The organism is Chryseobacterium sp. MHB01 (genome assembly GCF_034651565.1).
In the GTDB taxonomy this organism is placed as follows: domain Bacteria; phylum Bacteroidota; class Bacteroidia; order Flavobacteriales; family Weeksellaceae; genus Chryseobacterium; species Chryseobacterium nepalense.
Genome location: NZ_JAYEDA010000013.1, coordinates 44,474 through 69,547, shown reverse-complemented (window position 1 = coordinate 69,547; position 25,074 = coordinate 44,474). Strand labels below are relative to the sequence as shown.

Genomic DNA, 25,074 nt, shown 5'->3' with positions numbered 1-25,074 from the left:
TTAATTAAAATTTAACAGTTGCTCCCAGAATGAATGTCTTTGCAGACGGGTAAGTAGTGTAATCAATTCCCAGAGACTGGTTTCCTCCCACCTGCTTATTGGTGTCAACAAGCGGATCGTATCCGGAATAATTGGTAATAGTAAACAGATTCTGAGCACTGATATACAAATTGATGCTTTTCAGGAACTTCAATTGGTTCATATCAAAAGTGTATCCTAATCTTACATTATTCAGACGAAGAAAATCTGATTTTTCAAGATATAATGAAGACAGCTGCGGCTGATTGGTAAAGCTTGCCCCTGATTCATAAAAACTTTTCAATACGTTTCTGTCTGATGCCAAATTATTGATGTTCAGATCCAATGCTGTATTATTTACCAGGTAACCTCCAGTCTGTCCGATGAAAGAGAAGGCGAAATCAAACTTTTTATATTTCATGTAAGAGTTGATCCCGAAAGTAAAATTTGGAATGGCTCCTTCAAAGATCTTTCTGTCATTCTGGTCGATTCTTCCGTCTGCATTCAGGTCTTCATAAATATATTTTCCATTCGCGTCAATTCCCAGGTAATTGTACATATAAAAAGATCCTGCTTCATAGCCGTTTCTGTAAATATTGGCAGTAACCCCGGAAAGTCCCGGCCCGGAAACTTCTCCCGAATAAATGGCAGAAACCGGAAGGTCTTTTACCACATTATTCACCGTTGCTCCGTTTACATCAACATTCCAGGTAAAGTTTTCATTCCGAATAATTTCTGAACCTAATGAAAATTCAAAACCTTTATTCAAAATTTTCGCATCGACATTTTTCCATACGGTACTGGTAGGACTTAGAGGGCTTGAAGGAATATTCAGAATAGGGTCTTTTGTTGTTTTGTGATAATATTCAAGCGATCCGTATAATTTGTTTTTCCATAAGCTGAAATCGGCACCAATATTACTCTGCTCTACAACTTCCCACTTCAGATCAGGATTTACCGTTCTGTTAATAGATACACCGTTAATTAAATTTAAATTAGGATATAAATAGTATCCTGCGGCCTGCGTAAGAGACGAACTTGCCTGCGTAATTTTATTCGGAACTTCCTGGTTTCCGGTTTGTCCCCAGCTTCCCCGCAATTTTAATTCGTTGATGATTTGTGAGTCTTTAAGGAAATTCTCGTTAGAAACCGTCCATCCCACAGCAACAGAAGGAAAATATCCGTATTTATTATTTTTTCCGAAACGCGTGGAACCGTCTGCTCTCAGGGAAGCTGTTAACAAATATTTCTTATCAAAATTATAGTTAACCCTTCCGAAATACGATTGTAATTCATTTTCCTGAGCATAACCTGCACCCGGAACAAAAGCCGTCCCCGAATATCCCGGATTAATTTCCGGAGAAATTCCCGCTCCCTGCGCAGCAATATCTCTTACTCCGAAATAAGTCCCCGTATTCTTAAATTTCTGATAAGAGAAACCACCAAGAACATTAAAATTATGCCTGTTCAGATTAAAATCATACGTCAGATAATGTTCCAAAAGTACGTTGTAAGAATCCAGATTAGCCTGTACATACATCCCTTTCGGCGTTCTGTCGGTAACGTTCGGGTACATGGTTGTATTTCTTTCCGACATGGTTTTATCAACACCCAGATTAAATTTATAATTAAGTCCGGGTAAAATTCTCAATGTCGCTTCCGTATTTCCCAAAATCCTGAACGTATTGGTTTTGTCATTATACACACTCAGCAAATACAAAGGATTGTAATGAGCATTCATATTGAAATTGGTGAAATTTCCGGTTTCATCGTATACAGAACGGGTAGGATTCGCCATCAAAGCATGGATAATCAACTGACCGTCTGAACCGGCATTTCCTCCGTTCGGAATTCCGGTTTCTTTGATCTCACTCGCCGTAAGGTTTAGTTTTACCTTTAACCTTTTATTATCGAAGAAAGATTCTTCCGCATTCAGGCGGGCAGTTGTTCTCTTAAAGCTGCTGTTTAAAACAATACCATCCTGATCCATATGAGAAAGGGATGCGAAATAACTTCCTGTGTCCGTCGCTTTTGAGAAAGACACCGAATGATTGGAAGAAACGGCATTTCTGTAAATTTCGTCCTGCCAGTCGGTATTTCCTCCATGATCATACAAAGGATTAATACCAGCCGTTCTATATTCATCCGCCGTTAAAAGATCGAGCTTCTTAATGACTGAAGAAAAACCTAAATAGGTATCATAAGTGAAGATCGGCTCTCCTTTTTTTCCTCTTTTTGTAGTTACCAGAACAACTCCGTTTGATCCCCTTGCTCCATAGATCGCTGCAGCCGATGCATCTTTTAGTACTGTGATTGATTCTATATCCGAAGTATTCAGAAAATTCAGCGGGTTTTTAGCCTGTACATTTCCCAAACCTACATTCGGGCTTTGCGCGCTTACCGGGTCGTTATTCAACGGAACACCGTCTACAACGAATAAAGGTGTACTTCCGCTTCTGATGGATCCGATTCCCCTGATGGAAACATTCACACCGGCCCCCGGTTCACCACTGGTCTGTACAATACGCACCCCTGCGATTTTTCCCTGCATCAGGTTGTCTACAGAAATGTTCATCCCTTCTTTGAAGTTCTCTGCTTTCAATTGGCTGATCGCACCGGTTAAATCAGATTTTTTCTGAGACCCGTATCCTACAAGTGTTACTTCTTCAATAGCGGTGGTTTCTTTCTTTGATTTCAGCTGAACCGAAACCGCAGTTCCTGAAATTTTGGTTGTCTGAATTTCATATCCATCATAAGAAATGGATAATGTCTGACCGATATTTGCAAAAATTGTGAAATTTCCGGCATCGTCGGTAGTAGCCTGAATTCCGGTTTCAACAACAGTAATTGTTGCTCCTGCAATGGCAGCACCGTCCTGATCCGTTACATTTCCGGTAATTGTTTCGTTCACCTGGAAAGCAATACTGTGATTTGCCGAAAGATTTTCTGCATAGGTTTGATTTGCCAACAGGAAAATCATCGCAACCGGAATTAGTTTTTTAAAACTAAAAGAGTTAATTTTGTGGTACATATCATTAAGTAAGTAATTACATGACGTTACATGCTTAGTAAAAGCCGCTGTTGTTGCCGCAACAGTGGTTTTCATTTCTGCCCGTCGTTAGTTTTTATTTCGGGATACAAAGTAAAAACGTTTAACCTGAAAACATTTTAACATAATATTATCTTAAAATCAATAAAATATCAATTCCTTATTGATTGTTTAAAATTGACACTTTAATTTTCAGCCAGTTAATAATTCATCATGTATATTCATTTACATAATCTTAAAGAACACTTAACATAATATACAAGCCGGCTATCATAAGACTTCCTAATTTCGCCAAAGAAAATCGAAACAATGAAAAAGGTAGTTCTTTTAGGATTGTATGTAACATCTATACAACTTTTCCAGTCACAGACGCAGAATCTTAATAATCTAAAAATAAATCAGGTACAGGTAATAGGCTCCCATAATTCTTATAAAAAGGCAATTTTGCCGGAAGTGTACCGCTATTTATCACAAAAAGACACCTTGAATTTTCTGCCGAGAATTCAGTATGAACATATTCCTATTCCGCAACAGCTGGACCTCGGCTTAAGAAATCTTGAAATAGATGTGTACGCAGACAGCAAAGGCGGAAAATATGCCCATCCTAAAATTCTGGATCTTGTAAAAACTTCCCAGCCATTTGATCCCGAAGGTAAAATGAAAAAGCCCGGCTATAAAATGATTCATATTACAGACATTGATTACCAGACACAATATTATACACTGGAAGACTGCCTGAAAGATTTAAAGAAATGGTCGGACATGCACCCTGATCATGATCCTGTTTTTATTACTCTGGAACCAAAGGACGGAAAAGCCAACCAGTTCGGAACAGAACCGGAACATTATACTTCAAAACTTTTTGATGATCTTGACAATGAGCTCAGAAAATATTTAGGGAAAAATAAAATCATTACTCCGGATGATATCCGTGGTTCTTATAAAACTTTAAATGAAGCTGTTTTAAATAAAAACTGGCCAAAGGTACAGGATGCGAAAGGCAAGTTTCTGTTTGTTCTCGACAACAACAGTGAAAACAGAGATCTTTATATGAAAGGACATCCTTCGCTGAAAGGAAGAATAATTTTCACCAATTCCGAGCCGGGAACGCCTGAGGCTGCGGTGTTATTCAGAAATGATCCGAATCCCGAAATTGCAGAGCTTGTAAAACAAGGATATATCATCAGAACACGGGCAGATGCAGATACGATGGAAGCCCGTAAAGAAGATTATTCAAGATTTGAAAAGGCTAAGGAAAGTGGTGCCCAGGTTATTACAACAGATTATTATCAACCAAGCAAACTGTTTAAATCCAGCTATAAAATCAGTTTTGACAATAATTCTTACGAAAGAAAAAATCCCGTAAGCGGAAATTAGAACATTTTTACAATTAGATTTATATTGGAAAAGGCTTTCAGAGATCTGAAAGCCTTTCCTGCTTTTTCCGGCGGATCATTTCCGTATGCGGAATATCATCTTCCAGATATTTCTTTCCGGTATCTTCAAAACCGAATTCTCCGTAGAATTTAATTAAATAATCCTGTGCGGAAATTCTTACTTCACTGGTACGAAAGCGCGCTTCGATAGCTTCAAGAGCATAGGCTATCAGCTGCTTTCCAAGATTTTTCCCTCTCCCCTTTTCAGTGGTCAGCACTCTTCCAATCGAAGCTTCAGAATATTTAATGCCTTTGTCAAAAATCCTGCAGTTCGCGAGAATTTCACCGTCTTTCTCAGCCCAGATATGAATTGCTTTCTGATCATAATCATCCAGATCAGGATATGGACAGTTCTGCTCTACTACAAAAACATTGATTCTTGCTTTAAGAACATTATATAATTCCGGAATGGTAAATTCTTCAAAAGTTTTGATCTTCCAGATAATATTACTCATCGAAACTTACATTATTATTAGCAAGAAATTCATTGGTTTTTTGAATAAAATCAAGGATTTCATCGCAGCCTTCTTTTTTCTCTGCAGAGGTTACGTAGATTTCAGGAAGATCTTCCCATGTTTTGTGCAGCTCTGTTTTATAATCTTCAACATTTTTTATCGCGGCATTTGGTTTTAGTTTATCCACTTTCGTAAAGACAATAGAAAAAGGCACACCGCTTTCCCCGCACCACTGAATGAATTCCATATCGATCGTCTGGGGTTTATGGCGGGAATCTACCAGCACAAAAAGATTAACGAGATTTTTTCTGTTAAGAATATAGTTTGTAATCAGCTTTTCAAAATCTTTTCTGATTGACTTCGACACTTTAGCATAACCATATCCCGGCAAATCCGTAAGATACCAGTTTTCATTCACTAAAAAATGATTGATGAGCTGGGTTTTCCCTGGAGTTTGGGAAGTTTTGGCGAGATCTTTATGATTCATCATGGCGTTGATGAGTGAAGATTTTCCAACATTGGATCTTCCGATAAAAGCATATTCCGGAATATTGGGCTCCGGACAATCCTGCCATTTACCGCTACTCTTTACGAATGTTGCTGTTTTAATAACCATCTTAAAATATTTTTAGAAAAACAAACCATTAAGAAAGTTCTTAATGGTTCATTTATATTTAATTTAAACTTTATCTTTTAACCAGCTGTACAGAATTTCATTAAATTCATCCGGCTTTTCCATCATGGCTGCGTGACCACATTTGTCTATCCAGAACAGATCAGAGTTCGGAATGAATTTATGCATATCTTCCGCTACTTCAGGAGGCGTTACATTGTCCTGTTTTCCCCATATGAGACAGGTTGGCGTAAGGATCTTCGGAAGATCATGAATCATATTATGCTTGATCGCGCTTCTGGCCAGCATGACGGTTTTGATCCCTTTCATCCTGTCATTCACCACTGAAAAAACCTCATCTACAAGATCTTCCGTAGCAATAGCAGGATCATAGAAAACCTCTTCCGTTTTTTTCCTGATATACGAACGGTCGTTTTTTCTCGGAAAACTATCTCCGAAAGTTCTTTCATACAATCCTGAACTTCCTGTCAAAACAAGATTTTTGATCAGGTCCGGTCTTGCCAGTGTTAAAATCAGCCCTATATGCCCTCCCATTGAGTTTCCTACAATAGTTACGGGCGCTTCTACATGGGTTTCAATAAACTTGGCGATATATTTTGCTAATGTTGTAAGATTGGTATTGAGTACCGGCAAATCGTAGATTGGCAGCTGGGGAACATATACTTTGAATCCTCTGTCTGAAAAAAAATCAACCATCTTATCGAAATTGCTCAACCCACCCATTAAACCATGCAACAGCACCAATGGATGTCCTTCTCCCGCCTCAATGAAGGTGTATTTCTTTTCTTTTTTTGTACTAAATATCATAAAATGCCTTAATAAAGCCTTGCAAAAATACAAATTAAACCTCAAAAATATTTTGATAAGCCTAATTTAAAATAAAAATAATATACCAAACTGCTTTTTAAAGCATTTTTTCTTAAACACTTTGCTATGGGCTGAATAACAACTTAGTCAATATCCTATATACCAGTTTACTAAACAACTGAAATTCAAGATTTAATAAAACTTATCAACATTAAGGCAAAAAGTGGGAAAAAGTGGGAACTTTTGGAAATTATTATATAAATTTGTCCCAAATGAAAAATTTCATTGGAACATATGAGTGTAAAATCGATGATAAAGGGCGTTTAAAGCTACCTTCTTCTTTGATTAAACAAATGGAAAACTTCGACGACAAAACGTTTGTGGTTAAAAGATCCGTGTTCCAATCCTGTCTGGAAGTTTACCCTATGAATGCATGGGATAAAGTGATGGGCAAAATTAATAAACTAAACAGATTCATTAAAAAGAATGCTGATTTCATTAGAATGTTTACGGCAGGTGTAAAAACAGTAGAGCTGGACAATGCAGGAAGACTTCAGATCTCAAAAGATCTGATGACTTTCGCAAACCTTCAGAAAGATATTGTAATTACAAGCGCAGGAGAACTCTTCGAAATATGGGATAAAGACGCTTACGAAAAAGTAATTTCCATCAACGAAGAAGACTTTGCAAGCCTAGCCGAAGATGTGATGGGCGCTTTCGATGAGGAATAAACGAAGCTGATTATTAATTAAAAAGCTAAAAAACACAACTTAAACATGTATCATAACCCCGTTTTGTTGAAGCAAAGTGTTGATGATTTGGTAACGAATCCAGACGGAACATACGTGGACTGTACTTTTGGCGGTGGCGGCCATTCAAGAGAAATATTGAGCCGACTCTCCGACAAAGGAAGGCTTTTCAGCTTTGATCAGGATCTCGATGCTCTTAAAAATACGATCGATGACCCGAGATTTACATTAATCAATCAGAATTTCAGATTTCTCGAAAACTCTCTGCTGATGCATGGTGTTTCCCAAGTAGACGGTATTCTGGCCGACCTTGGAGTTTCATCCCACCAATTTGATGAGGCCGACAGAGGCTTTTCCACAAGAAGCAATGCTCCACTGGATATGAGAATGAACGTAATGCAGAATCTTGATGCTAAAAGAGTTATCAATGATTATGAAGAAGGAGAGCTTGCGGATATATTTTACCACTACGGTGAGTTGAGAGAAGCAAGAAAGCTGGCAAGAGATATTGTGCATCACCGGAAAACAAAAAGCATAGAAACAACGGAAGATCTGAAAAAACTTTTCAGTTACATTCCGCCGCATAAGGTAAATAAATTTTATGCCCAGTTATTTCAGGCGATCAGGATTGAAGTAAATCAGGAGCTGGAAGTATTGAAAGAAATGCTTGTTCAGGCATACAATGTTTTAAAACCTGAAGGCAGACTGGTTGTCATTTCTTACCACTCCCTGGAAGACAGGCTGGTAAAAAGATTTTTGAAAAACGGAATGTTTGAAGGAGAACCGGAAAGAGATATTTACGGAAATTATAAAAAAGCATTCGAGCTGGTAAAAAGCAAAGCGATTATCCCGGATGAAAAAGAAATTGAAGAAAACTCAAGAGCCAGAAGTGCTAAAATGAGAACAGGAATCAAAGTAGGATAAATTCCACCCGCAACTTCCCTCCCTCTGGAGGGTGGCGAAAATTCAAAGAATTTTTGACGGGGTGGTTAACAAAATAATATAAAAATAAATCAGACAAAGTCTGTGGCAAAAAGAACAACATATCGTCCTCAGAAAAAACTCACTTTTATAGACATTATAAAAGGAAATTTCCTGAACCGGGATGAAATCAAAATACATTACCGGTATTTTCTCCTGCTCTTTGTGCTGATGATGGCCATGATTTACAGCAATCACCTGGTTAATAAAAAGATAGAAATCGTTAATGCCTTAAAGGAAGAAACAGAAGAATATAAATCACGAAACGCTTATGCACAAAGTAAGCTGATCAAAGTAAAAATGGAATCGGAGTTGGGGAAAGAAGTCGCCCGGGATTCTTTGATGACCCTGGAAAGCCATCCTCATAAATTGCTCATAAAACTGGACAGTACAGATGCAAAAACAAAATGAATACGATAACAAGCGTAAAAAAACGTTACGTTGGGGCTACCTCTTTGCAGTGGTAGCTTTGTGCGTGTTTGTCATGTTTTTAGCAAGGATTGTAATCCTTCAGAATACTAATGTTCAGGAAATTAAAGACGATTACATTAATAAAAATTATCGCGAAGCCACTCTTAAAGCTGCCCGTGGAAATCTTTTCGCTTCAGATGGTTCTATCCTCGCAACAACTGTCATGCGTTATGATATTTATCTTGATTTTAAAACAATGAAGGATACCGTTTACACGAATAATATCGGTGCATTAACGGATTCCTTGAGCAAAATGTTTGGGAAACCAAGAGGTGACTTCAGAAAAAAGTTTGACGAGCAGAGAAAAAAGAAAAACCAATATTACACTTTGGTGAAAGGTCTTGATTTTGACCAGTACGACAGAATCCGCAGATTCCCGATTTTCAAAAAAGGCAAAAATAAAGGAGGCTTTATTGTAGACAGAAACTATAAAAGAGAGCTGGCTACCTCCGAAATCGGAGCAGGAACAATCGGAATGGATAACGGTGAGTACAGTTCCGGTCTTGAAGGTGCTTTCTCAAAATATTTAAGAGGAACCGACGGAAAAAGACTGGAACAGAGAATTAATTCCTCACAGTGGAAACCGATTGACTTCTGGAAAGTTCAGGAGCCTGTTGACGGAGAAGATGTTTACACTACGCTAGACCTTAGAATTCAGGATATTGCGCACTCGGCTTTGCAGAAACAGCTTGTTAATTTCGAAGCAAAACACGGAACTGTCATTGTAATGGAAGTGGAAACAGGAAAGGTTCGCGCAATGGTGAACCTAAGAAGAAATGACGACGGAGAGTATGTAGATTCTTACAATTATGCCTTAAAAGATAATATCGAGCCCGGCTCCACTTTTAAAACCATTTCCCTTCTCGCCGCAATGGACGACGGTTTTATTGACGAAAATACAACCGTAGATGTAGGTAACGGAATCTGGGTATATGCCAAACAAAGAATTTCCGATGGCCACGGCGGCGGAACATACGACATCAGTGATGTTTTGGCCAAATCCAGCAATGTAGGCTCTGCAAAGCTTATTACGAAATATTATGCGGAAAAACCCCAGATTTTCCTTGATCATTTAAGACGCTGGAAATTGTTTGACAAAATGGATATCGAACTTCCCGGAATTACAAAACCAAAAATTCTTACTCCGGAAAGTAAAAGATGGAATGCCGCAACATTAGCATCCATCGCCTATGGATATTCTACCAATATTAACTTGTTACAGCTTACAACTTTCTACAACGGTGTTGCTAACAATGGCAAAATGCTGAAGCCACTATTCATCGATAAAATCATGAAAGACGGAAAGGTTATGTACAATGCAAAACCAGAAGTAATGGTGAGCAGAATGGCATCCGACAAAGCCGTTAAAATGATGACACATGCTTTAACAAAAGCTGTGGAAAAAGGTACGGCAAAGAGTATTTTTACCCCGAATCTGAAAATGGCAGGAAAAACAGGAACGGCAAGATTTGAATACTGGCTTCCCGGGCCTATGAAATACCGCTCTTCCTTTGCAGGCTTCTATCCCGCTGATAATCCAAAATATACGTGTTATGTGATGATCAGTGAGCCCAACACTTCGAAAGGGTTTTACGGAGCAACGGTTGCAGCCCCCGTATTTAAGGAAATTGCTGGAAAAACGTTCCTGAAAACGCCACAAAATATTGAAAGAGAAATGCTGGTTGACAGAAAGGTAAACCTTAATAAAATGGTTGAGCCTAATGTGAAAGTAGCCGTCAATAATAAACAAATGCCCAATGTTGTGGGACTGATCGGTAAAAACGTCATTCCGCAATTGGAAAATTTGGGATATCGTGTTGACTTTAAAGGCGTAGGAAGAATTAAAGAGCAATTTCCGCTGGAAGGCACCATGATTAGTAAGAATCAGAGAATTTATTTGTCTCTGCAAAATTAAAGAAACAGTCCTGAAAGGACAATTTAAAACAGAATAGGATAAAATCCTATTAAAATGGAAATATTTTAAGAATATAAAGCATCAGTATAAATGCAGTTAAATGAATTATTAAAGAGAATTCCAGTTTTAGAAATTCATGGTGATGACAGCCGTGAAATTTCACAATTGGTTTTCGACAGCAGAAAGGTTACGGACAACTCTTTGTATATCGCAATGAGAGGAACGGTTGTGGATGGACATTCATTTATTGCAGCTTCTGAAGAAAAAGGCGCAAAAGCTATTGTCTGTGAAGAATTTCCGGAAATTCTGGATGAAAGTATTACTTATGTTAAAGTAAAAGATTCATCTAAAGCGCTGGGCCAGCTGGCCTCTAATTTCTACGGAAATCCTTCAGAAAAATTAAAATTAATCGGTGTTACAGGAACCAATGGAAAAACATCCGTTTCTACCTTACTTTTTGATGTTTTCAAAAATTTAGGCTATGATTCTGCATTGCTTTCTACAGTAGAGATAAGAATTGCAGACCAGATCATTCCTGCAACCCATACAACACCTGATGTTATCACTATTAATAAAATTCTGGCTCAGGCAGTTGAAGAAGGCTGTGAATTTGCCTTCATGGAAGTAAGCTCTCACGGTATTGCCCAAAACAGGATTGAAGGCCTCCATTTTAAAATCGCCGGATTTACTAATCTTACCCACGATCATCTGGATTATCATAAAACCTTTGATGAGTACCTAAAAACAAAAAAGAGATTTTTTGATGAGCTGGATGGAACCGCCGTTGCTATCACAAATATTGATGATAAAAACGGGAACGTCATGCTTCAAAACACAAAGGCAGCAAAAAGGTCTTATGCCTTAAAGACAATGGCCGACTATCACGGAAGATTGCTGGAAGTGGATTTTAACGGAATGCTGCTGAATTTCAACGGAAAAGAATTCTGGACAACGCTGACGGGAAAATTTAATGTCTATAATTTACTACTGGTGTTTGGGATAGCTTCAGAGCTTGGTTTTGAGCAGGAAGAAATTCTGCAGGCCATCAGCCAGCTAAAAAGGGTTTCAGGAAGGTTTGAAACGTTCAAATCAGACGGCGGAATCATTTTTATTGTAGATTATGCTCACACTCCGGATGCTTTGGAAAACATTCTGGACAGCATCAACGACATTAGGACAAAAAACGAAAGACTGATCACAGTTTTCGGTTGTGGAGGCGACAGGGATCACGCTAAAAGATCTGAAATGGGAAATATTGCCACCAAAAAATCAACATTGGCGATTATTACATCAGATAACCCGAGAACGGAAGATCCTGCAGCCATTATCAAAGAAATTGAAGCGGGTGTAGAACCCCAGAACTTCAGCAAATATACTTCCATTCCTGACAGGAAGGAAGCGATTAAAATGGCGATAAAATTTGCTGAACCGAAAGATATTGTTCTCGTAGCCGGAAAAGGCCATGAAACCTACCAGGAAATCAATGGTGTGAAACATCATTTTGATGATAAAGAAACCATTAATGAACTTTGGAAATTGATGAGCAAGTAAAAATTTATAATCGATAATTGATAAATGTTAATTGGTTTTATCATTCATCAGTCATCATTTATCATTTATTAAAATTTGAAAAAATGCTATACTATCTATACGAATATCTAACCAACCACGGAATCCATGTCCCCGGACTTGGATTGTTGAAATACATCTCTTTCCGAGCGGGAATGGCGGTACTGTTTTCTTTAACCATTGCTCTTATCTATGGAAAAAGAATCATTAATTATCTGAGAGCCAAACAAATGGGTGAACTGGTACGTGATCTCGGTTTAGATGGACAGAAGCAAAAAGAAGGAACTCCTACTATGGGAGGGCTAATTATCATTCTGGCCACGCTGATTCCTGTATTGCTGTTTACAAAATTTACCAATATTTATATTGTTCTTCTCATTGTTTCAGTCCTTTGGATGGGCGCCATCGGTTTCCTTGATGATTACCTGAAAAAAATAAAAAAGAACAAAGACGGCCTCAGTGGAAAGTTCAAAATCGTAGGTCAGGTGGGATTGGGTCTGATTGTAGGCGTTACAATGTACTTTCACCCCGATATTACCGTAAAAAGAAAATATCTGGACGCTAAAGTGGTAAACCGTAACAATGTAGAGCAAAACTTTATGCCTACCGAAAAGATTGCCGTTTCCACCGTTCCTTTTGCAAAAAATAATGAATTCGACTACAGCGGAATTTTGTTTTGGATGAATGATAAAGATGCCCACGAATGGGCATGGGTTGTTTTCATCCCTATTGTAATTTTCATTGTAACAGCCGTTTCAAACGGTGCCAACATTACTGATGGAATAGACGGTCTTGCTGCAGGTACCAGCACCGTTATTTTACTCACATTGGGATTGTTCGCTTATCTCTCAGGAAACATCATATTCGCTGATTATCTGAACATTATGTTCCTTCCCAACATGGGTGAAACCACCATTTTTGTAGTCGCCATGGTAGGAGCTGTAATCGGTTTTTTCTGGTACAATACTTATCCTGCCCAGGTGTTTATGGGAGATACGGGAAGCCTTATGCTGGGTGGTGTAATCGCCGTTCTGGCAATTATTCTGAGAAAAGAACTGATGATTCCTGTATTATGCGGAATTTTTTTAATAGAAAACATTTCCGTCATGCTTCAGGTGATTGTTTTCAAATACAGAAAAAGAAAATACGGGCTTGAATATGCCCAGAACAATAGATTATTCAGAATGTCACCCCTTCACCATCATTATCAGAAAGGCGGTTTTCATGAAAGCAAAATCGTTAACAGGATGATCATCATAGGGGTAATGTTAGCAATTGTATGTCTCATTACATTAAAGATGAGATAAACCGGCGGTATGCAATAAGCGATAAGCATCAGGCTTAAAGCTTATAGCTACAGCATAAAGCAAAAAAGTATGAAAATAGTTGTTTTAGGAGGAGGAGAAAGCGGTTGTGGCGCTGCTTATTTGGCTAAAAAACAGGGTCTGGAAGTTTTTCTTTCAGACCAGGGGTCTATTAAGGATCACTATAAGCAGTTTCTTACGGATAATGAAATTGAATTTGAAGAAGGAAACCATCATGAAGAAAGAATTCTGGATGCAGACTGGATTGTAAAAAGCCCGGGAATTCCTAAAAAGGCAGACATCATTCATAAGATCCACGATAAGGGAATAAGACTTTCCTCGGAAATTGAATTTGCTTCGGAATTTACCGATGCCAAAATCATCGCGATTACAGGAAGCAACGGGAAAACAACTACGACGTCCTTAATCTATTATATCCTGAAAAATGACGGATTGAATGTAGGCTTAGGAGGAAACATCGGATACAGTTTTGCTAAACAGGTTGCCGACGAAAAGTACGACTATTATGTATTGGAAGTAAGCTCGTTCCAACTTGATGATATTCAGAATTTCAGACCTTATATTTCTTTATTGCTGAATTTGTCACAGGATCACCTGGATCAGTACAATTACAACTATGAAGAATATGCATTAGCAAAGTTCAGAATAACGGAAAATCAGGAAAATGACAATTTCTTCATCTACAATAAAGATGATGAAATGAGCAAAAATATCCTTGAAAAGCTGGAGGTTAAAGCGAAAATGATTCCTTTTTCCACCAAAGAGAAACTGTCTGAAGGAGGTTTTGTTGATGATGAAAATATTATGGTTAAAATGAAAGAAAAATTCTCAATGAAAATCGAGGAATTATCTCTTCTTGGCAATCACAATGTAGCCAATAGTCTTGCTGCATCAATTGCGGGTAAGATTCTGGAAATCAATAATGAAAGCATTAGAAATTCGCTAATGACTTTTCAGGCCGTTGAGCACAGGCTGGAATTTGTGACAGAGATTGATGGCGTAAAATACATCAATGACAGCAAGGCGACCAATGTCAACGCAACCTATTACGCTTTGGAAAGTATGAAAAATCCAACCGTATGGATTGTTGGCGGAATCGATAAAGGAAATGACTATACCGAAATTGAAGATTTAGTCAAAAGAAAAGTAAAAGCAATTGTATGCTTAGGCATTGATAATGAAAAAATTATCAACTTCTTTAGGGATAAAAAAGAATTTATTTACGATACTTCAAGCATGGAAGAAGCAGTAAAGATATCAAAATCACTGGCCAAAAAAGGAGATATGGTTTTACTTTCACCATGTTGTGCAAGCTTTGATTTATTTAAAAGCTATGAAGACAGGGGACAACAATTTAAACAGCAGGTTTTAAAAGCAGGTGGCAATTAGCCAAAAGCTAACAGCATTAAATATGAATGAACAAGATACAGAAAACAGATTTGAATTCCTGAAGGGCGATAAAGTACTTTGGATGGTCATTCTTGTGATCTCCATCTTCTCTATTTTCCCTGTATATTCTGCAAGCTCAAATCTGGAATATATCGTAAATAACGGGACTACAACAGGTCACGTGATCAAGCATATGTTCTTCGTAGTCTTAGGTCTTTCGATCATGAGAGTGGTCGGAATGGTAAAATATGAATACATCGGAAAGCTCAGCAGCATCCTGCTTGGTTTAATGATTATTCTTCTCATTGTCACGATGTTTACCGGGCAAACCATCGATGGAGCAAGTGCCTCAAGATGGTTGAAAATTCCGGGCACGCCGATATCATTCCAGCCTTCTTCTTTTGCATTCCTTATGCTGATCATTTATCTCTGCAGGTATCTGACCAAAAAAATCACAAGAGAAAGGCTTCCGATTGAAAATATCATGTACATCTTTGGCCCTATTCTCCTTGTCTTTGTTCTTGTTGCAAAAGATAACGGATCTACGGCATTAATGATCCTGATGGTTTCTGTGATTGTATTGATTATCGGGCAGCTTCACTGGAAATATATTGCAGGATTCATCTCCGCATCATTTATTGCAATTGTATTGTTTTTGATTATTGCACTCAACACAAACCTCATCGGAGGAAACCGGGTACACACATGGATGAGCCGTATCGAAACTTTTACTTCAAGCAAAGCGAAGTCGGCCGATGTAGACGATGAAAGTGTAAAAGCTAAAAACTATCAGGTAATGCAGGCTAAAGCAGCCATTGTCCACGGTGGGATAACAGGAATGGGACCCGGGAAAAGCGCATTAAAACAAATGCTTCCACAGTCTGCTTCCGACTTTATTTTTGCGGTAATTGTTGAAGAATATGGAGTAATAGGTGCAGCCTTTCTGATCAGTATGTATTTAATTATGATGATCAGGATTGTAATGATTGCCAGTAAAATGCCGGCATTTTTCGGATCGTTGCTCGTGCTCAGTCTCGGGGTAATGATCTTTATACAGCTTTCCGTAAATATTGCGGTAGCCGTCAATCTGATCCCGGTAACTGGCCAGCCGTTGCCATTGATCAGCTATGGGGGGACATCCATGCTGGTAACCTATTTACAACTGGGAATAATTTTAAATATAAGCTCACGAATCCAGATTTATGATGAAGAAGGATTGGGCAAAAAGCAAAGCATTGCAGAAATAAACGACATTGCTTAAATAAAAAAAGAGTCTCAAAAGGACATAAATCAGGATAGGGTGCAAATCCTGTCAAATTTAAAACAGATAAAATAAAAAATGGACAATCAATCATTCAATAGCCAGAAGCCACGAGCCATCCGCGTTTTATTATCCGGAGGCGGAACAGGAGGACACATCTTCCCGGCTATTGCTATTGCAGACGAAATCAAAAAGAGATTTCCGGATGCAGAATTTTTGTTCATTGGAGCCAACGGCAAAATGGAAATGGAAAAAGTTCCTCAGGCCGGCTACAAAATAGAAGGCATTGATATTGCCGGAATCAACCGTGGAAATATCCTCTCTAATTTAGGGCTGCCTTTTAAGATTTTAAAAAGTTTATCTAAATCTAAAAAGATCATTAAAAGTTTCGCTCCCGATTTCGCGATAGGAACAGGCGGTTTTGCAAGCGGACCGGCTTTGTATGAATCAAGCAAATTGGGAATCCCGATTTTTATTCAGGAGCAGAATGCCCATGCAGGCGTTACCAACAAAATTTTGAGCAAAAAAGCAAAAGCCGTATTTACTGCCTACCCGAAAGTAGATGGCTTTCCGGCAGATAAAATACACTTTCTGGGTAATCCTATCCGCGAAAATATTGTTTCGGGAATGCAACAAACAGCCCAGGCAAAAGAAAAAATGGGTCTTGATAAAGAAAAGTTAACGATTCTATCAGTCGGTGGCTCTCTAGGTTCAAGAACATTAAATAACGGATGGAAAGAAAATCTTGAAAACCTGAAACAAAAAGGGTATCAATTGATCTGGCAGACGGGCAAACTGGATTATAAAGAAATTGTTGATGAGCTTCAGTTGTCCGTTGATGGAAATAACCAACAACCAGAAACCGGCAACCAGATACAGATAAAAGAATTCATCAAAGATATGGAAACAGCATATTCTGCGGCAGATGTTATTGTTTCCAGAGCGGGTGCCATTGCCATTTCAGAGCTGGCAGTAGCACAGAAACCTGTTTTGCTGGTTCCTTTTCCTTTTGCAGCAGAGGATCATCAAACCAAAAATGCAATGAATCTGGTGGAAAAGAATGCCGCAAGAATGGTAAAAGACTCTGAAATGCAGGAAAAATTCTGGAATACGCTTTCAGAAATCTGTGAAAATGTAAATATAAGAAAAGAAATGTCTCAGAATCTGCAATATTTTGCTAAGCCAAATGCGGCTAAAGAGATTGTGGACGAGATTTTAAAAATAATTGAATAATGTCAGCCACACTTTCTACATATAGAAAATTTATTTATAAGGATGATGCTTTAGAATTAATTAAAATTCTTGAAGTTAATCATATTGATTATGAATTGGCCGACAATTCCTCCAGATTAGATTCAAGCTTTGGAGCAGATGTCAACAATCAGGAATTTGAATTAAAAATCCAAAAAGAGAATTTTAATAAAGTTGAAGAATTAGAGGAAAAGCTTGTAGAAAATGATGTGCAAAATGTTGAAAGAGATTATTATCTTTTTGAATATTCTGATGAGGAGCTTATCGAAATTATACTAAAGAAGGAAGAGTGGAGCAAATTTGATTACTTGCTGGCTCAGAAAATTTTAAAAGAAAGAGGAAAAGAAATTAGTCCGGAAGTTCTTACGGTTATTTCAAAACAAAGATTAGAGGAATTATCAAAAGAAGCTGAAGTTCCGAAACTGTGGTTTTACTTAGGTTATTTCTTTGCATTTGTTGGAGGCTTTTTAGGTATTATAATAGGGTATACGATAATGTCTTACAAGAGAAATTTATCAAACGGAGAATCTGCTTATGTCTATAAGGAAGAAGACCGAAAACAAGGTAGGAATATATTAATCTGTTCAATAATCGGAGTTATTTTTTGGATTGTTGTCAGATATTTAAACAAATATTAAAAATGAACATTTTAAATACATATCAGAATTTTTACTTCGTGGGCATCGGAGGTATTGGGATGAGCGCTCTGGCACGGTATTTCCATGCTTCGGGCAAAAAAGTGTCTGGTTATGATAAAACCAACACCAAGCTTACCCAAGCTCTTATGAATGAAGGAATTGATATTGTTTTTGATGATATTATTGACGAAAGAATTACCTCACTGCAGAAAGATGATACTTTGGTAATTTATACACCTGCCATCAAAGTTTTGGGCATTCTGGATTATTTCAATGATAATAAGTTTGAAGTTCTGAAACGCGCAAAAGTATTGGGATTAATTACAGAAAATACAGACTGTATCGCTGTTGCAGGAACTCATGGAAAAACAACAACTTCCACCTTGGTTTCGCATTTATGTAAAGAAGCGAATTTGCCGTTCTCCTGCTTTTTGGGCGGAATTTCCGAGAACTTCAAATCAAACTTTCTGTATAATGGGACTCAATATTCTGTGGTAGAAGCAGACGAATATGACCGAAGTTTTCTTAATCTCTCTCCAGATTGGGCAGTGATCACCTCCACCGATGCAGATCACCTGGATATTTATGGCGACAAAGACACCATTGAAGAGGGATTCAGGCAATTTGCCGCATTGGTTCCGGACGACAAACAGCTTTTTGTAAGAAAAGGGATTGACATCGGAAGACCACACCTCACCTATGCCGTAAATGAAACAGCAGATTATTATTCTGATAACCTGCGTATGGAGAATGATACGATCTATTTTGATTTTCATACTCCGGAAGAAACAGTAAAAGATTTTGCCTGGGAAATTCCGGGAATCCATAATGTGGAAAATGCGACCGTGGCATTGGCAATCCTTCATAATCTGGAAGTCGATTTTGAAACTTTGAAAAAAGCAATTATCAATTTTAAAGGAATTAAAAGAAGATATACCAAACACAGATATGAGAACGGTAAAATTTACATTGACGATTACGCTCACCACCCGACTGAAATCAATGCGGTAATGAGCTCAATCAGAACTTTTTACCCGGAAAAGAAACTGCTGGTGGTTTTCCAGCCGCACCTGTTCAGCAGAACAAGAGATTTTGCTGACGATTTTGCAGAAAGCCTGAGTCAGGCCGATGAATTAATCCTGCTTGATATTTATCCGGCAAGAGAACTTCAGGAAAATTTTGAAGGCATTACTTCAGACTGGCTCCTGGAAAAAGTGACTTTAGATAAAAAGGAAGTTTCAACATTAAGTGATGCTTTCAGTAAAATAAAAGAAAGAGAATTTGACATCCTTCTCTCCGTAGGCGCAGGAAATATTGATACGCTGTATGATCCTGTTTGTGAGTGGATGAGTAAATATTAATTTAATAACCGCAGCGAGCGCAACGGAATTTATATAACTCCTATAAAGTCGTTCGCAGGGGCGTTTCACTTAGCAAATGATAACTGGAAATATCATTTAGGAATAAAAAAACACAAGATGACAGAAAATGAAATATCAAATGTAGTTTTTGATGCAGGGATGAAAGTGCATCGAAAACTTGGAATAGGACTCTATGAAAATGTGTATGAGCAATGCTTAATCTACGAATTGAAAAATAGTGGACTTAGAATTGAGAGTCAAAAAGATATCAGTATCAATTATGAAGATTTGCTAATTGAGAAAGCATTCAGAACGGATTTGGTGATTGAAAATAAAGTTATTATTGAAATAAAAGCTGCTCCGGAAATTAATACGTATCATTTCTTTCAGCTTCTTAACTATTTAAGAATTACAGAAATGAAATTAGGGATGATTTTAAATTTTCATTCTAGCTTATTTAAAAACGGAGTAAAAAGAGTAGTAAATAAATTATAAAAGCCTGGTAAACAGCACAAATAAAAGGATAAATAGTAAATGTTTTCAGCTAACATTCGCTGAGTGAAACGCCCTTGCGAGCAAAAAAGTAACAAATAATAATAGAAAAAAGCCTTGCGAACTTAGCGTTAAAAAATTTAAAAATGAAAAATAAATACAGAATATTAAAAATTGCCATTACAGTAATCATTCTAGGGTTTCTGCTGAGTTTCTCATTGAAGAAATTCAGTGGACAGAAGATTACGGACAATAAAATTTCTGTAAAAATGAGTGAGAAAACACCAGTTTATTTTATTGATGAAAAAGATATCCGGGAAATTGTAAAAAAAGAAAACCCTTCCGGAAAAGTGGGGGATCTTAATATTCCTGCCCTGGAAAAGAAGATCAATGCCCTTCCTGCTGTAGACAGCGCTAATGTATACCTTAATCTGAACGGGAAACTGAACCTGGATATCAAGCAAAGAGTTCCTGTTTTCAGGCTTAATAAAAATGGGCGTGACTTTTATGTAGACGAAAAAGGAATAGAATTTCCCATTTCTAAAACATACTCTCATCCGTGCATGCTGGTAACGGGAGATGTACAGAAGGACGAATATAAAAAACTGGCTGAGCTTGTCGAAAAAATCGATAAAGATGATTTCAGTAAGAAATATTTCATCGGTATTTCAAAAGATAACGGCGACTACAATTTGCTCACCAGCGAAGGTAATTATAAAGTAGAAATCGGAGATCTGGACAATATTGAATTTAAAGTAAAAGGTTTTAAAACCTTTGTAGAAAAATATCTTGTTTACCAGGATCCCGAAAAATACAAAATGGTATCGGTAAAATATCAGAACCAGATTGTCACCACTTTAAATCCTTATTTTAAAGAAAATGACAGTATTCTGAATGTAAGAAATAAAGAACTGGCAAAAGCTTCATTAGTTCCGGTAAAGAAAGCCGACGATAAGCCCAAACCGGCAGAAATAAAAAAGACTAACCAACCAACTTCCTCTTCATTAAAACCAAAAACAGTAACCAAGCCAAAAGAAATAAAAAAAACAGAGAAGAAATCTACGGCAGTAAAGCCGAAAACAAAGGCGAAAATTAAAATAGAATAAAAAATCAAATCGATATAAACAATGGAAAATCAAGAGTATTCAGTAGGTCTGGACATCGGGACGACGAAAATCGTCGCGATTGTCGGAAGGAGGAATGCACACGGGAAAATAGAAGTTCTCGGTGTAGGGAAGGCTAAGAGTCTTGGTGTTCACAAAGGTATTGTGAATAATATTTCGCAGACCATTAATTCAATCAAAGCTGCTGTGTCTGAAGCACAGTCCAGCGCAGGAGTTCCTATCCGTAAAGTAACGGTAGGGATTGCAGGAAAACACATCCGTTCTCTGCAGCACTCTGATTATATTATGCGTGAACATCCGGACAAATTCATCACAGATGATGACATTGAAGCATTAAAAGATCAGGTCAAGAAGCTGGTCATGCTTCCCGGTGAAGAAATAATCCATGTACTTCCCCAGGAATATAAAGTAGACTCCGAAGGAGAAATTCAAGAGCCGATCGGTATGCACGGAAAACGTCTGGAAGCAAACTTCCACGTAGTGGTAGGACAGATGGGAAGCATCCGTAACATTGCAAGATGTGTGCGTGAAGCAGGTCTTGAAATGGAAGCTCTTACCCTGGAACCTTTAGCATCTTCGGAAGCTGTACTGACTAAAGAAGAAAAAGAAGCCGGAGTAGCCATCGTAGATATCGGTGGCGGAACTACAGATATCGCTATTTTTAAAGATAATATTATTCGTCACACCTGTGTAATTCCTTACGGTGGCGGAATAATTACCGAAGATATTAAAGAAGGCTGTTCTATCATCGAAAAGCATGCGGAACAGTTAAAAGTAAAATTCGGTTCAGCAGTTCCTGAGCTTGAAAAAGACAGTACCTATGTAACCATTCCGGGGCTTCACGGCAGACCGGATAAAGAGATTTCACTCAAAACTTTGGCACAGATTATCAATGCCAGAGTAGAAGAAATTCTGGAAATGGTGAATACAGAACTTAAGGCATACGGCGCATTCGAACAAAAGAAAAAGCTTATTGCCGGAATTGTACTTACAGGAGGCGGATCGAACCTTAAACATCTGCGTCAGCTGGCAAACTATACCACGGGATTTGACAGCAGAATCGGTTTTGCCAATGAATACATCGCAAACGATAAAAATCAGTATCTTAAGGGACCTGAATTTGCTACTTCCATCGGTTTATTAATGGAAAGCTTAAAAATCAGGGACAAAAAACAGCATGCTGAGCTTCAGGAAACGGTTCAGGAGCCTGTAGAAACAAAAGCTGAAACCACAACACCTGTTGCAGAAACCATCCAGGAGAATGTACAGCAGGCGGAAACCGTACAGCCGGAGCATAACGTTAGCGAACAGCAGTCTAAAAAAGCAGCAAAACTGACTTTCGGGCAGTCGCTCATGGAAAAAGTAAAAAAATTCTTTGAGGAAGTAGAATAAATATAAATGATAAAACGATAAGCGATGCATGATCTTTTCCTTATCAGTGGTCATCAATCAATTATCAATAATAATTATAAAAGTATAGTTATGGAAAATATAGGGACACAGGGGTTTTCATTTGATTTGCCAAAAGGAAATTCATCAATAATAAAAGTGATCGGTGTTGGAGGCGGTGGAAACAACGCCCTAAAACACATGTACGAAAAAGGAATCCACGGGGTAGATTTCGTGATCTGCAATACCGATGCACAAACCTTGGATAATAATCCTGTTGCCAATAAAGTGCAGTTGGGAACTACTATTACAGAAGGTCTCGGAGCCGGTGCTGATCCTGAAGTGGGAGAAAAATCTGCTATCGAAAGCATCGAAGATATCAAAGCGGCAATGGGCCAGAATACAAAAATGGTATTCATCACTGCCGGAATGGGTGGTGGTACAGGAACCGGTGCAGCTCCCGTTATTGCTAAAGTAGCAAAAGATATGGGAATTCTTACGGTAGGGATTGTTACCGTTCCTTTCAGCTTTGAAGGTAAAAGAAGACTGGAGCAGGCGGAAAATGGTCTTGATAAATTAAGAAATAACGTAGATTCCCTGATTGTTATCAATAATGATAAATTAAGACAGCAGTTCGGAAACCTTGGTTTCAAACAGGGATTCTCAAAAGCCGATGAGGTGTTGACCAATGCAGCCAAAGGAATGGCTGAAGTAATCACCGGATATTTTGACGTAAACATTGACTTTAGAGATGCTAAATCCGTGCTTCAGAATTCAGGAACAGCGTTGATGTCTACCGGAGTGGCTTCAGGTGAAAATAAAGCTGAAGAAGCCGTTAAAAAAGCTCTGGATTCTCCATTGTTGAATGATAATAAAATCACCGGCGCTAAAAACGTGCTCTTATTGATCCGAAGCGGTGTGGAAGAAGTAACGATGGACGAGATCGGGGTAATTATGGATCATATCCAGAAAGAAGCCGGAAATACCGCAGATATTATCTTTGGGGTTGGTTCTGATGAAGAACTTGGAGATTCTGTAAGCGTTCTTGTAATCGCTACTGGTTTTTCAAATGACAATAAAAAATTCTCCGGGCCAACAGAAAAAATTAAAATCAGCCTGAACGATAGTTTTGATACTCCTAAAGAGTCTCCCTTCAAAACAAGACAGGAAAGAGAAGACGCACCCGAGCAGTCCTATGATTTCGGAGGCAAAAGTCTTTTCAGACTTGATGACGAAGACAATGATGCTCCATTCTTCAGTTCCTCATCTGAAAAAAAAATGACTATTGAAGAAGAACCTGCGAGAACAGAAATAAAATTCACTGACAGAGAGGAAGATACGATTCATACACCGGAACAAAGCTGGAAAAATGAAGAAGAAGAGTCATTCAGCCTGTTTTCTCTTGATGAGGAACCAGAAGATCCGAATGATCTTGAAATAGAATCTTTCAAGTTTGATTTTGATCAGAAAAAAGAAGAACCACAAAGCGGAAATTCTTCCAATAGATCATATTCAGAAGAAAAGCCTGTTGAATTCAGTTTTTTTGTAAATGAGTCGAAAAATACCGATTCGAAATCAGATTTCGGCCCGAAAGCGGAATTTACTTCTTCAACCGAGGTAAACCAGCTTACAGAAGAGCCTCTTCAGAAAGTAGAGCATTTCTTTCAGCATCTGAAAGAAGAGCCCGTTGCAGAAACTCAATCTGAAAAGCAGGCAACAAAACCCGAAGAAGAAGAAGAGTTCACGTTTGTGAATAAAACCGTAGATCAGGAAAGAGTAATGGAACGCAGAAATAAGCTAAAAGAATTCAATTCACGTTACCAGAGCTTCGACAGCTCCAGCGAGTTTGAATCCGTTCCGGCCTTTAAGAGAAAAAATATATCTATTGAAGGGACCAATGCCTCAGAACAGAATATTAACACGTATCTGTCTGACAACAACGGCAACATACAGATCAGGGAAAACAGGTTTTTAAATAAAGATGTAGATTAAATTAAATTTGAAAATGTAGCAATTTGAGAATTTGAAAATTATTCAATGGCAGAATCACATTAAAACGCATCTGCATTTTCAAATTGTCTCATTTTCAAATTTTCAAATTAAAATATTGACATGAGTTTAGAAAATACTATAAACGAAGCGATAAAAACGGCGATGAGAGCGAAAGACAAAGTGGCTCTGGATTCTCTTCGTGCCGTAAAATCTCAAATATTATTGCTTAAAACAGAAGCCAGAGGAGCAGAAGTTACTGCAGAGCAGGAAATTGCGATACTCCAGAGAATGGTAAAACAACGTAAAGATTCTTCAGAACAGTTTACTGCACAAGGAAGAAATGATCTTGCGGAAGTGGAGGAAGCCCAGATGAAAGTTATTGAACAGTTTTTGCCGAAGCAGCTTTCTGCCGAGGAACTGGAAGCAGAAATGAAAAACATCATTGCTGAAACAGGAGCCGAATCCATGAAAGATTTGGGAAAAGTAATGGGAGTAGCTTCAAAATCTTTAGCCGGAAAATCTGACGGAAAAAGCATCTCCGAGATGGCTAAAAAGCTGCTTTCTTAGGTATTGATTTTTTGAGTTGATATAGTAAATCAGCTACAGCCCAAAAGATCAATTTTTATAAGGATATTCAACCTTTGCATATCGATTTGATTAAGAAGCCCGGAACCTTTCCAGTTCCGGGCTTCATTTATTTTTCTCCTTAGGAATAGCTCAACTCATAAGAATTGAACAATTAATTCTGAGGGAATTGGTTAAATACTT

General features: G+C 38.0%; 21 protein-coding genes. 17 read left to right on the top strand and 4 right to left on the bottom strand.

Annotation, left to right across the window (positions count from 1 at the left end):
• Positions 1–4: 4 nt before the first annotated feature.
• Complete coding sequence (locus tag U9K52_RS17895) at positions 5–3,124, bottom strand: TonB-dependent receptor (protein ID WP_322927610.1); 3,120 nt, start codon at positions 3,122–3,124, stop codon at positions 5–7.
• A 252-nt stretch (positions 3,125–3,376) separates the two neighbouring features.
• On the opposite strand from U9K52_RS17895, the gene U9K52_RS17890 reads away from it, so the two are divergent.
• Positions 3,377–4,444: a phosphatidylinositol-specific phospholipase C1-like protein gene (locus U9K52_RS17890; protein ID WP_322927609.1), complete on the top strand. Its 1,068-nt coding sequence runs from the start codon at positions 3,377–3,379 to the stop codon at positions 4,442–4,444.
• Positions 4,445–4,481: 37 nt separating this feature from the next.
• Here U9K52_RS17890 and U9K52_RS17885 read toward each other — a convergent pair whose 3' ends face one another.
• The 3 genes from U9K52_RS17885 to U9K52_RS17875 all read right to left on the bottom strand — a co-directional run bounded on the left by U9K52_RS17885 (position 4,482) and on the right by U9K52_RS17875 (position 6,399).
• Positions 4,482–4,958 carry a GNAT family N-acetyltransferase gene (locus U9K52_RS17885; RefSeq protein WP_322927608.1) on the bottom strand — a complete coding sequence of 159 codons (477 nt, stop codon included), beginning with the start codon at positions 4,956–4,958 and terminating at the stop codon, positions 4,482–4,484.
• A complete protein-coding gene (yihA, locus tag U9K52_RS17880; RefSeq protein ID WP_263601856.1) occupies positions 4,951–5,574 on the bottom strand; it encodes a ribosome biogenesis GTP-binding protein YihA/YsxC in 624 nt (207 codons plus the stop codon). Before yihA ends, U9K52_RS17885 begins: the two co-directional genes overlap by 8 nt.
• 63 nt (positions 5,575–5,637) lie before the next feature.
• Positions 5,638–6,399, bottom strand: coding sequence for an alpha/beta fold hydrolase (locus tag U9K52_RS17875; RefSeq protein WP_248389434.1), 762 nt, complete (start codon positions 6,397–6,399; stop codon positions 5,638–5,640).
• A gap of 272 nt (positions 6,400–6,671) precedes the next feature.
• On the opposite strand from U9K52_RS17875, the gene mraZ reads away from it, so the two are divergent.
• The 16 genes from mraZ (at position 6,672) to U9K52_RS17795 (ending at position 24,873) form a co-directional block, all read left to right on the top strand.
• A complete protein-coding gene (gene mraZ / locus U9K52_RS17870) occupies positions 6,672–7,130 on the top strand; it encodes a division/cell wall cluster transcriptional repressor MraZ (RefSeq protein WP_248389432.1) in 459 nt (152 codons plus the stop codon).
• Between the two features lie 45 nt (positions 7,131–7,175).
• Positions 7,176–8,072, top strand: a complete 897-nt coding sequence (gene rsmH, locus U9K52_RS17865) for a 16S rRNA (cytosine(1402)-N(4))-methyltransferase RsmH (RefSeq protein ID WP_248389430.1) — start codon at positions 7,176–7,178, stop codon at positions 8,070–8,072.
• A gap of 102 nt (positions 8,073–8,174) precedes the next feature.
• Entirely contained in the window at positions 8,175–8,540 is a 366-nt protein-coding gene (locus tag U9K52_RS17860) for an FtsL-like putative cell division protein (protein ID WP_090001746.1), read from the top strand.
• Positions 8,524–10,515 (top strand): penicillin-binding transpeptidase domain-containing protein, encoded by a 1,992-nt coding sequence (locus tag U9K52_RS17855; RefSeq protein WP_263601857.1) that lies wholly within the window; start codon positions 8,524–8,526, stop codon positions 10,513–10,515. The genes U9K52_RS17860 and U9K52_RS17855 overlap by 17 nt, the downstream gene beginning before the upstream one ends.
• Positions 10,516–10,605: 90 nt before the next feature.
• Positions 10,606–12,066: a UDP-N-acetylmuramoyl-L-alanyl-D-glutamate--2,6-diaminopimelate ligase gene (locus U9K52_RS17850; protein WP_322927607.1), complete on the top strand. Its 1,461-nt coding sequence runs from the start codon at positions 10,606–10,608 to the stop codon at positions 12,064–12,066.
• An 83-nt stretch (positions 12,067–12,149) separates the two neighbouring features.
• Positions 12,150–13,391, top strand: coding sequence for a phospho-N-acetylmuramoyl-pentapeptide-transferase (mraY, locus tag U9K52_RS17845; RefSeq protein ID WP_248389424.1), 1,242 nt, complete (start codon positions 12,150–12,152; stop codon positions 13,389–13,391).
• 69 nt (positions 13,392–13,460) lie between these two features.
• Positions 13,461–14,798, top strand: a complete 1,338-nt coding sequence (gene murD / locus U9K52_RS17840) for a UDP-N-acetylmuramoyl-L-alanine--D-glutamate ligase (RefSeq protein ID WP_322927606.1) — start codon at positions 13,461–13,463, stop codon at positions 14,796–14,798.
• Between the two features lie 22 nt (positions 14,799–14,820).
• The gene (locus tag U9K52_RS17835; RefSeq protein WP_248389420.1) at positions 14,821–16,059 is read left to right on the top strand and encodes an FtsW/RodA/SpoVE family cell cycle protein; all 1,239 of its coding nucleotides are present in this window, start codon (positions 14,821–14,823) and stop codon (positions 16,057–16,059) included.
• 78 nt (positions 16,060–16,137) lie between these two features.
• Positions 16,138–17,292 carry an undecaprenyldiphospho-muramoylpentapeptide beta-N-acetylglucosaminyltransferase gene (gene murG, locus U9K52_RS17830; protein ID WP_322927604.1) on the top strand — a complete coding sequence of 385 codons (1,155 nt, stop codon included), beginning with the start codon at positions 16,138–16,140 and terminating at the stop codon, positions 17,290–17,292.
• Complete coding sequence (locus tag U9K52_RS17825) at positions 17,292–17,948, top strand: hypothetical protein (protein ID WP_322927603.1); 657 nt, start codon at positions 17,292–17,294, stop codon at positions 17,946–17,948. The genes murG and U9K52_RS17825 overlap by 1 nt, the downstream gene beginning before the upstream one ends.
• Before the next feature lie 2 nt (positions 17,949–17,950).
• Positions 17,951–19,309, top strand: coding sequence for a UDP-N-acetylmuramate--L-alanine ligase (gene murC, locus U9K52_RS17820; RefSeq protein WP_322927601.1), 1,359 nt, complete (start codon positions 17,951–17,953; stop codon positions 19,307–19,309).
• 117 nt (positions 19,310–19,426) lie between these two features.
• Entirely contained in the window at positions 19,427–19,804 is a 378-nt protein-coding gene (locus U9K52_RS17815) for a GxxExxY protein (RefSeq protein ID WP_263601863.1), read from the top strand.
• 143 nt (positions 19,805–19,947) lie between these two features.
• The gene (locus U9K52_RS17810; RefSeq protein WP_263601864.1) at positions 19,948–20,907 is read left to right on the top strand and encodes a cell division protein FtsQ/DivIB; all 960 of its coding nucleotides are present in this window, start codon (positions 19,948–19,950) and stop codon (positions 20,905–20,907) included.
• Between the two features lie 21 nt (positions 20,908–20,928).
• On the top strand, positions 20,929–22,317 hold the full coding sequence (gene ftsA, locus U9K52_RS17805; protein ID WP_263601865.1) for a cell division protein FtsA: 1,389 nt from the start codon (positions 20,929–20,931) through the stop codon (positions 22,315–22,317).
• 90 nt (positions 22,318–22,407) lie between these two features.
• The gene (ftsZ, locus tag U9K52_RS17800) at positions 22,408–24,306 is read left to right on the top strand and encodes a cell division protein FtsZ (protein WP_322927599.1); all 1,899 of its coding nucleotides are present in this window, start codon (positions 22,408–22,410) and stop codon (positions 24,304–24,306) included.
• Positions 24,307–24,426: 120 nt separating this feature from the next.
• The gene (locus U9K52_RS17795) at positions 24,427–24,873 is read left to right on the top strand and encodes a GatB/YqeY domain-containing protein (protein WP_263601867.1); all 447 of its coding nucleotides are present in this window, start codon (positions 24,427–24,429) and stop codon (positions 24,871–24,873) included.
• Positions 24,874–25,074: the final 201 nt, after the last annotated feature.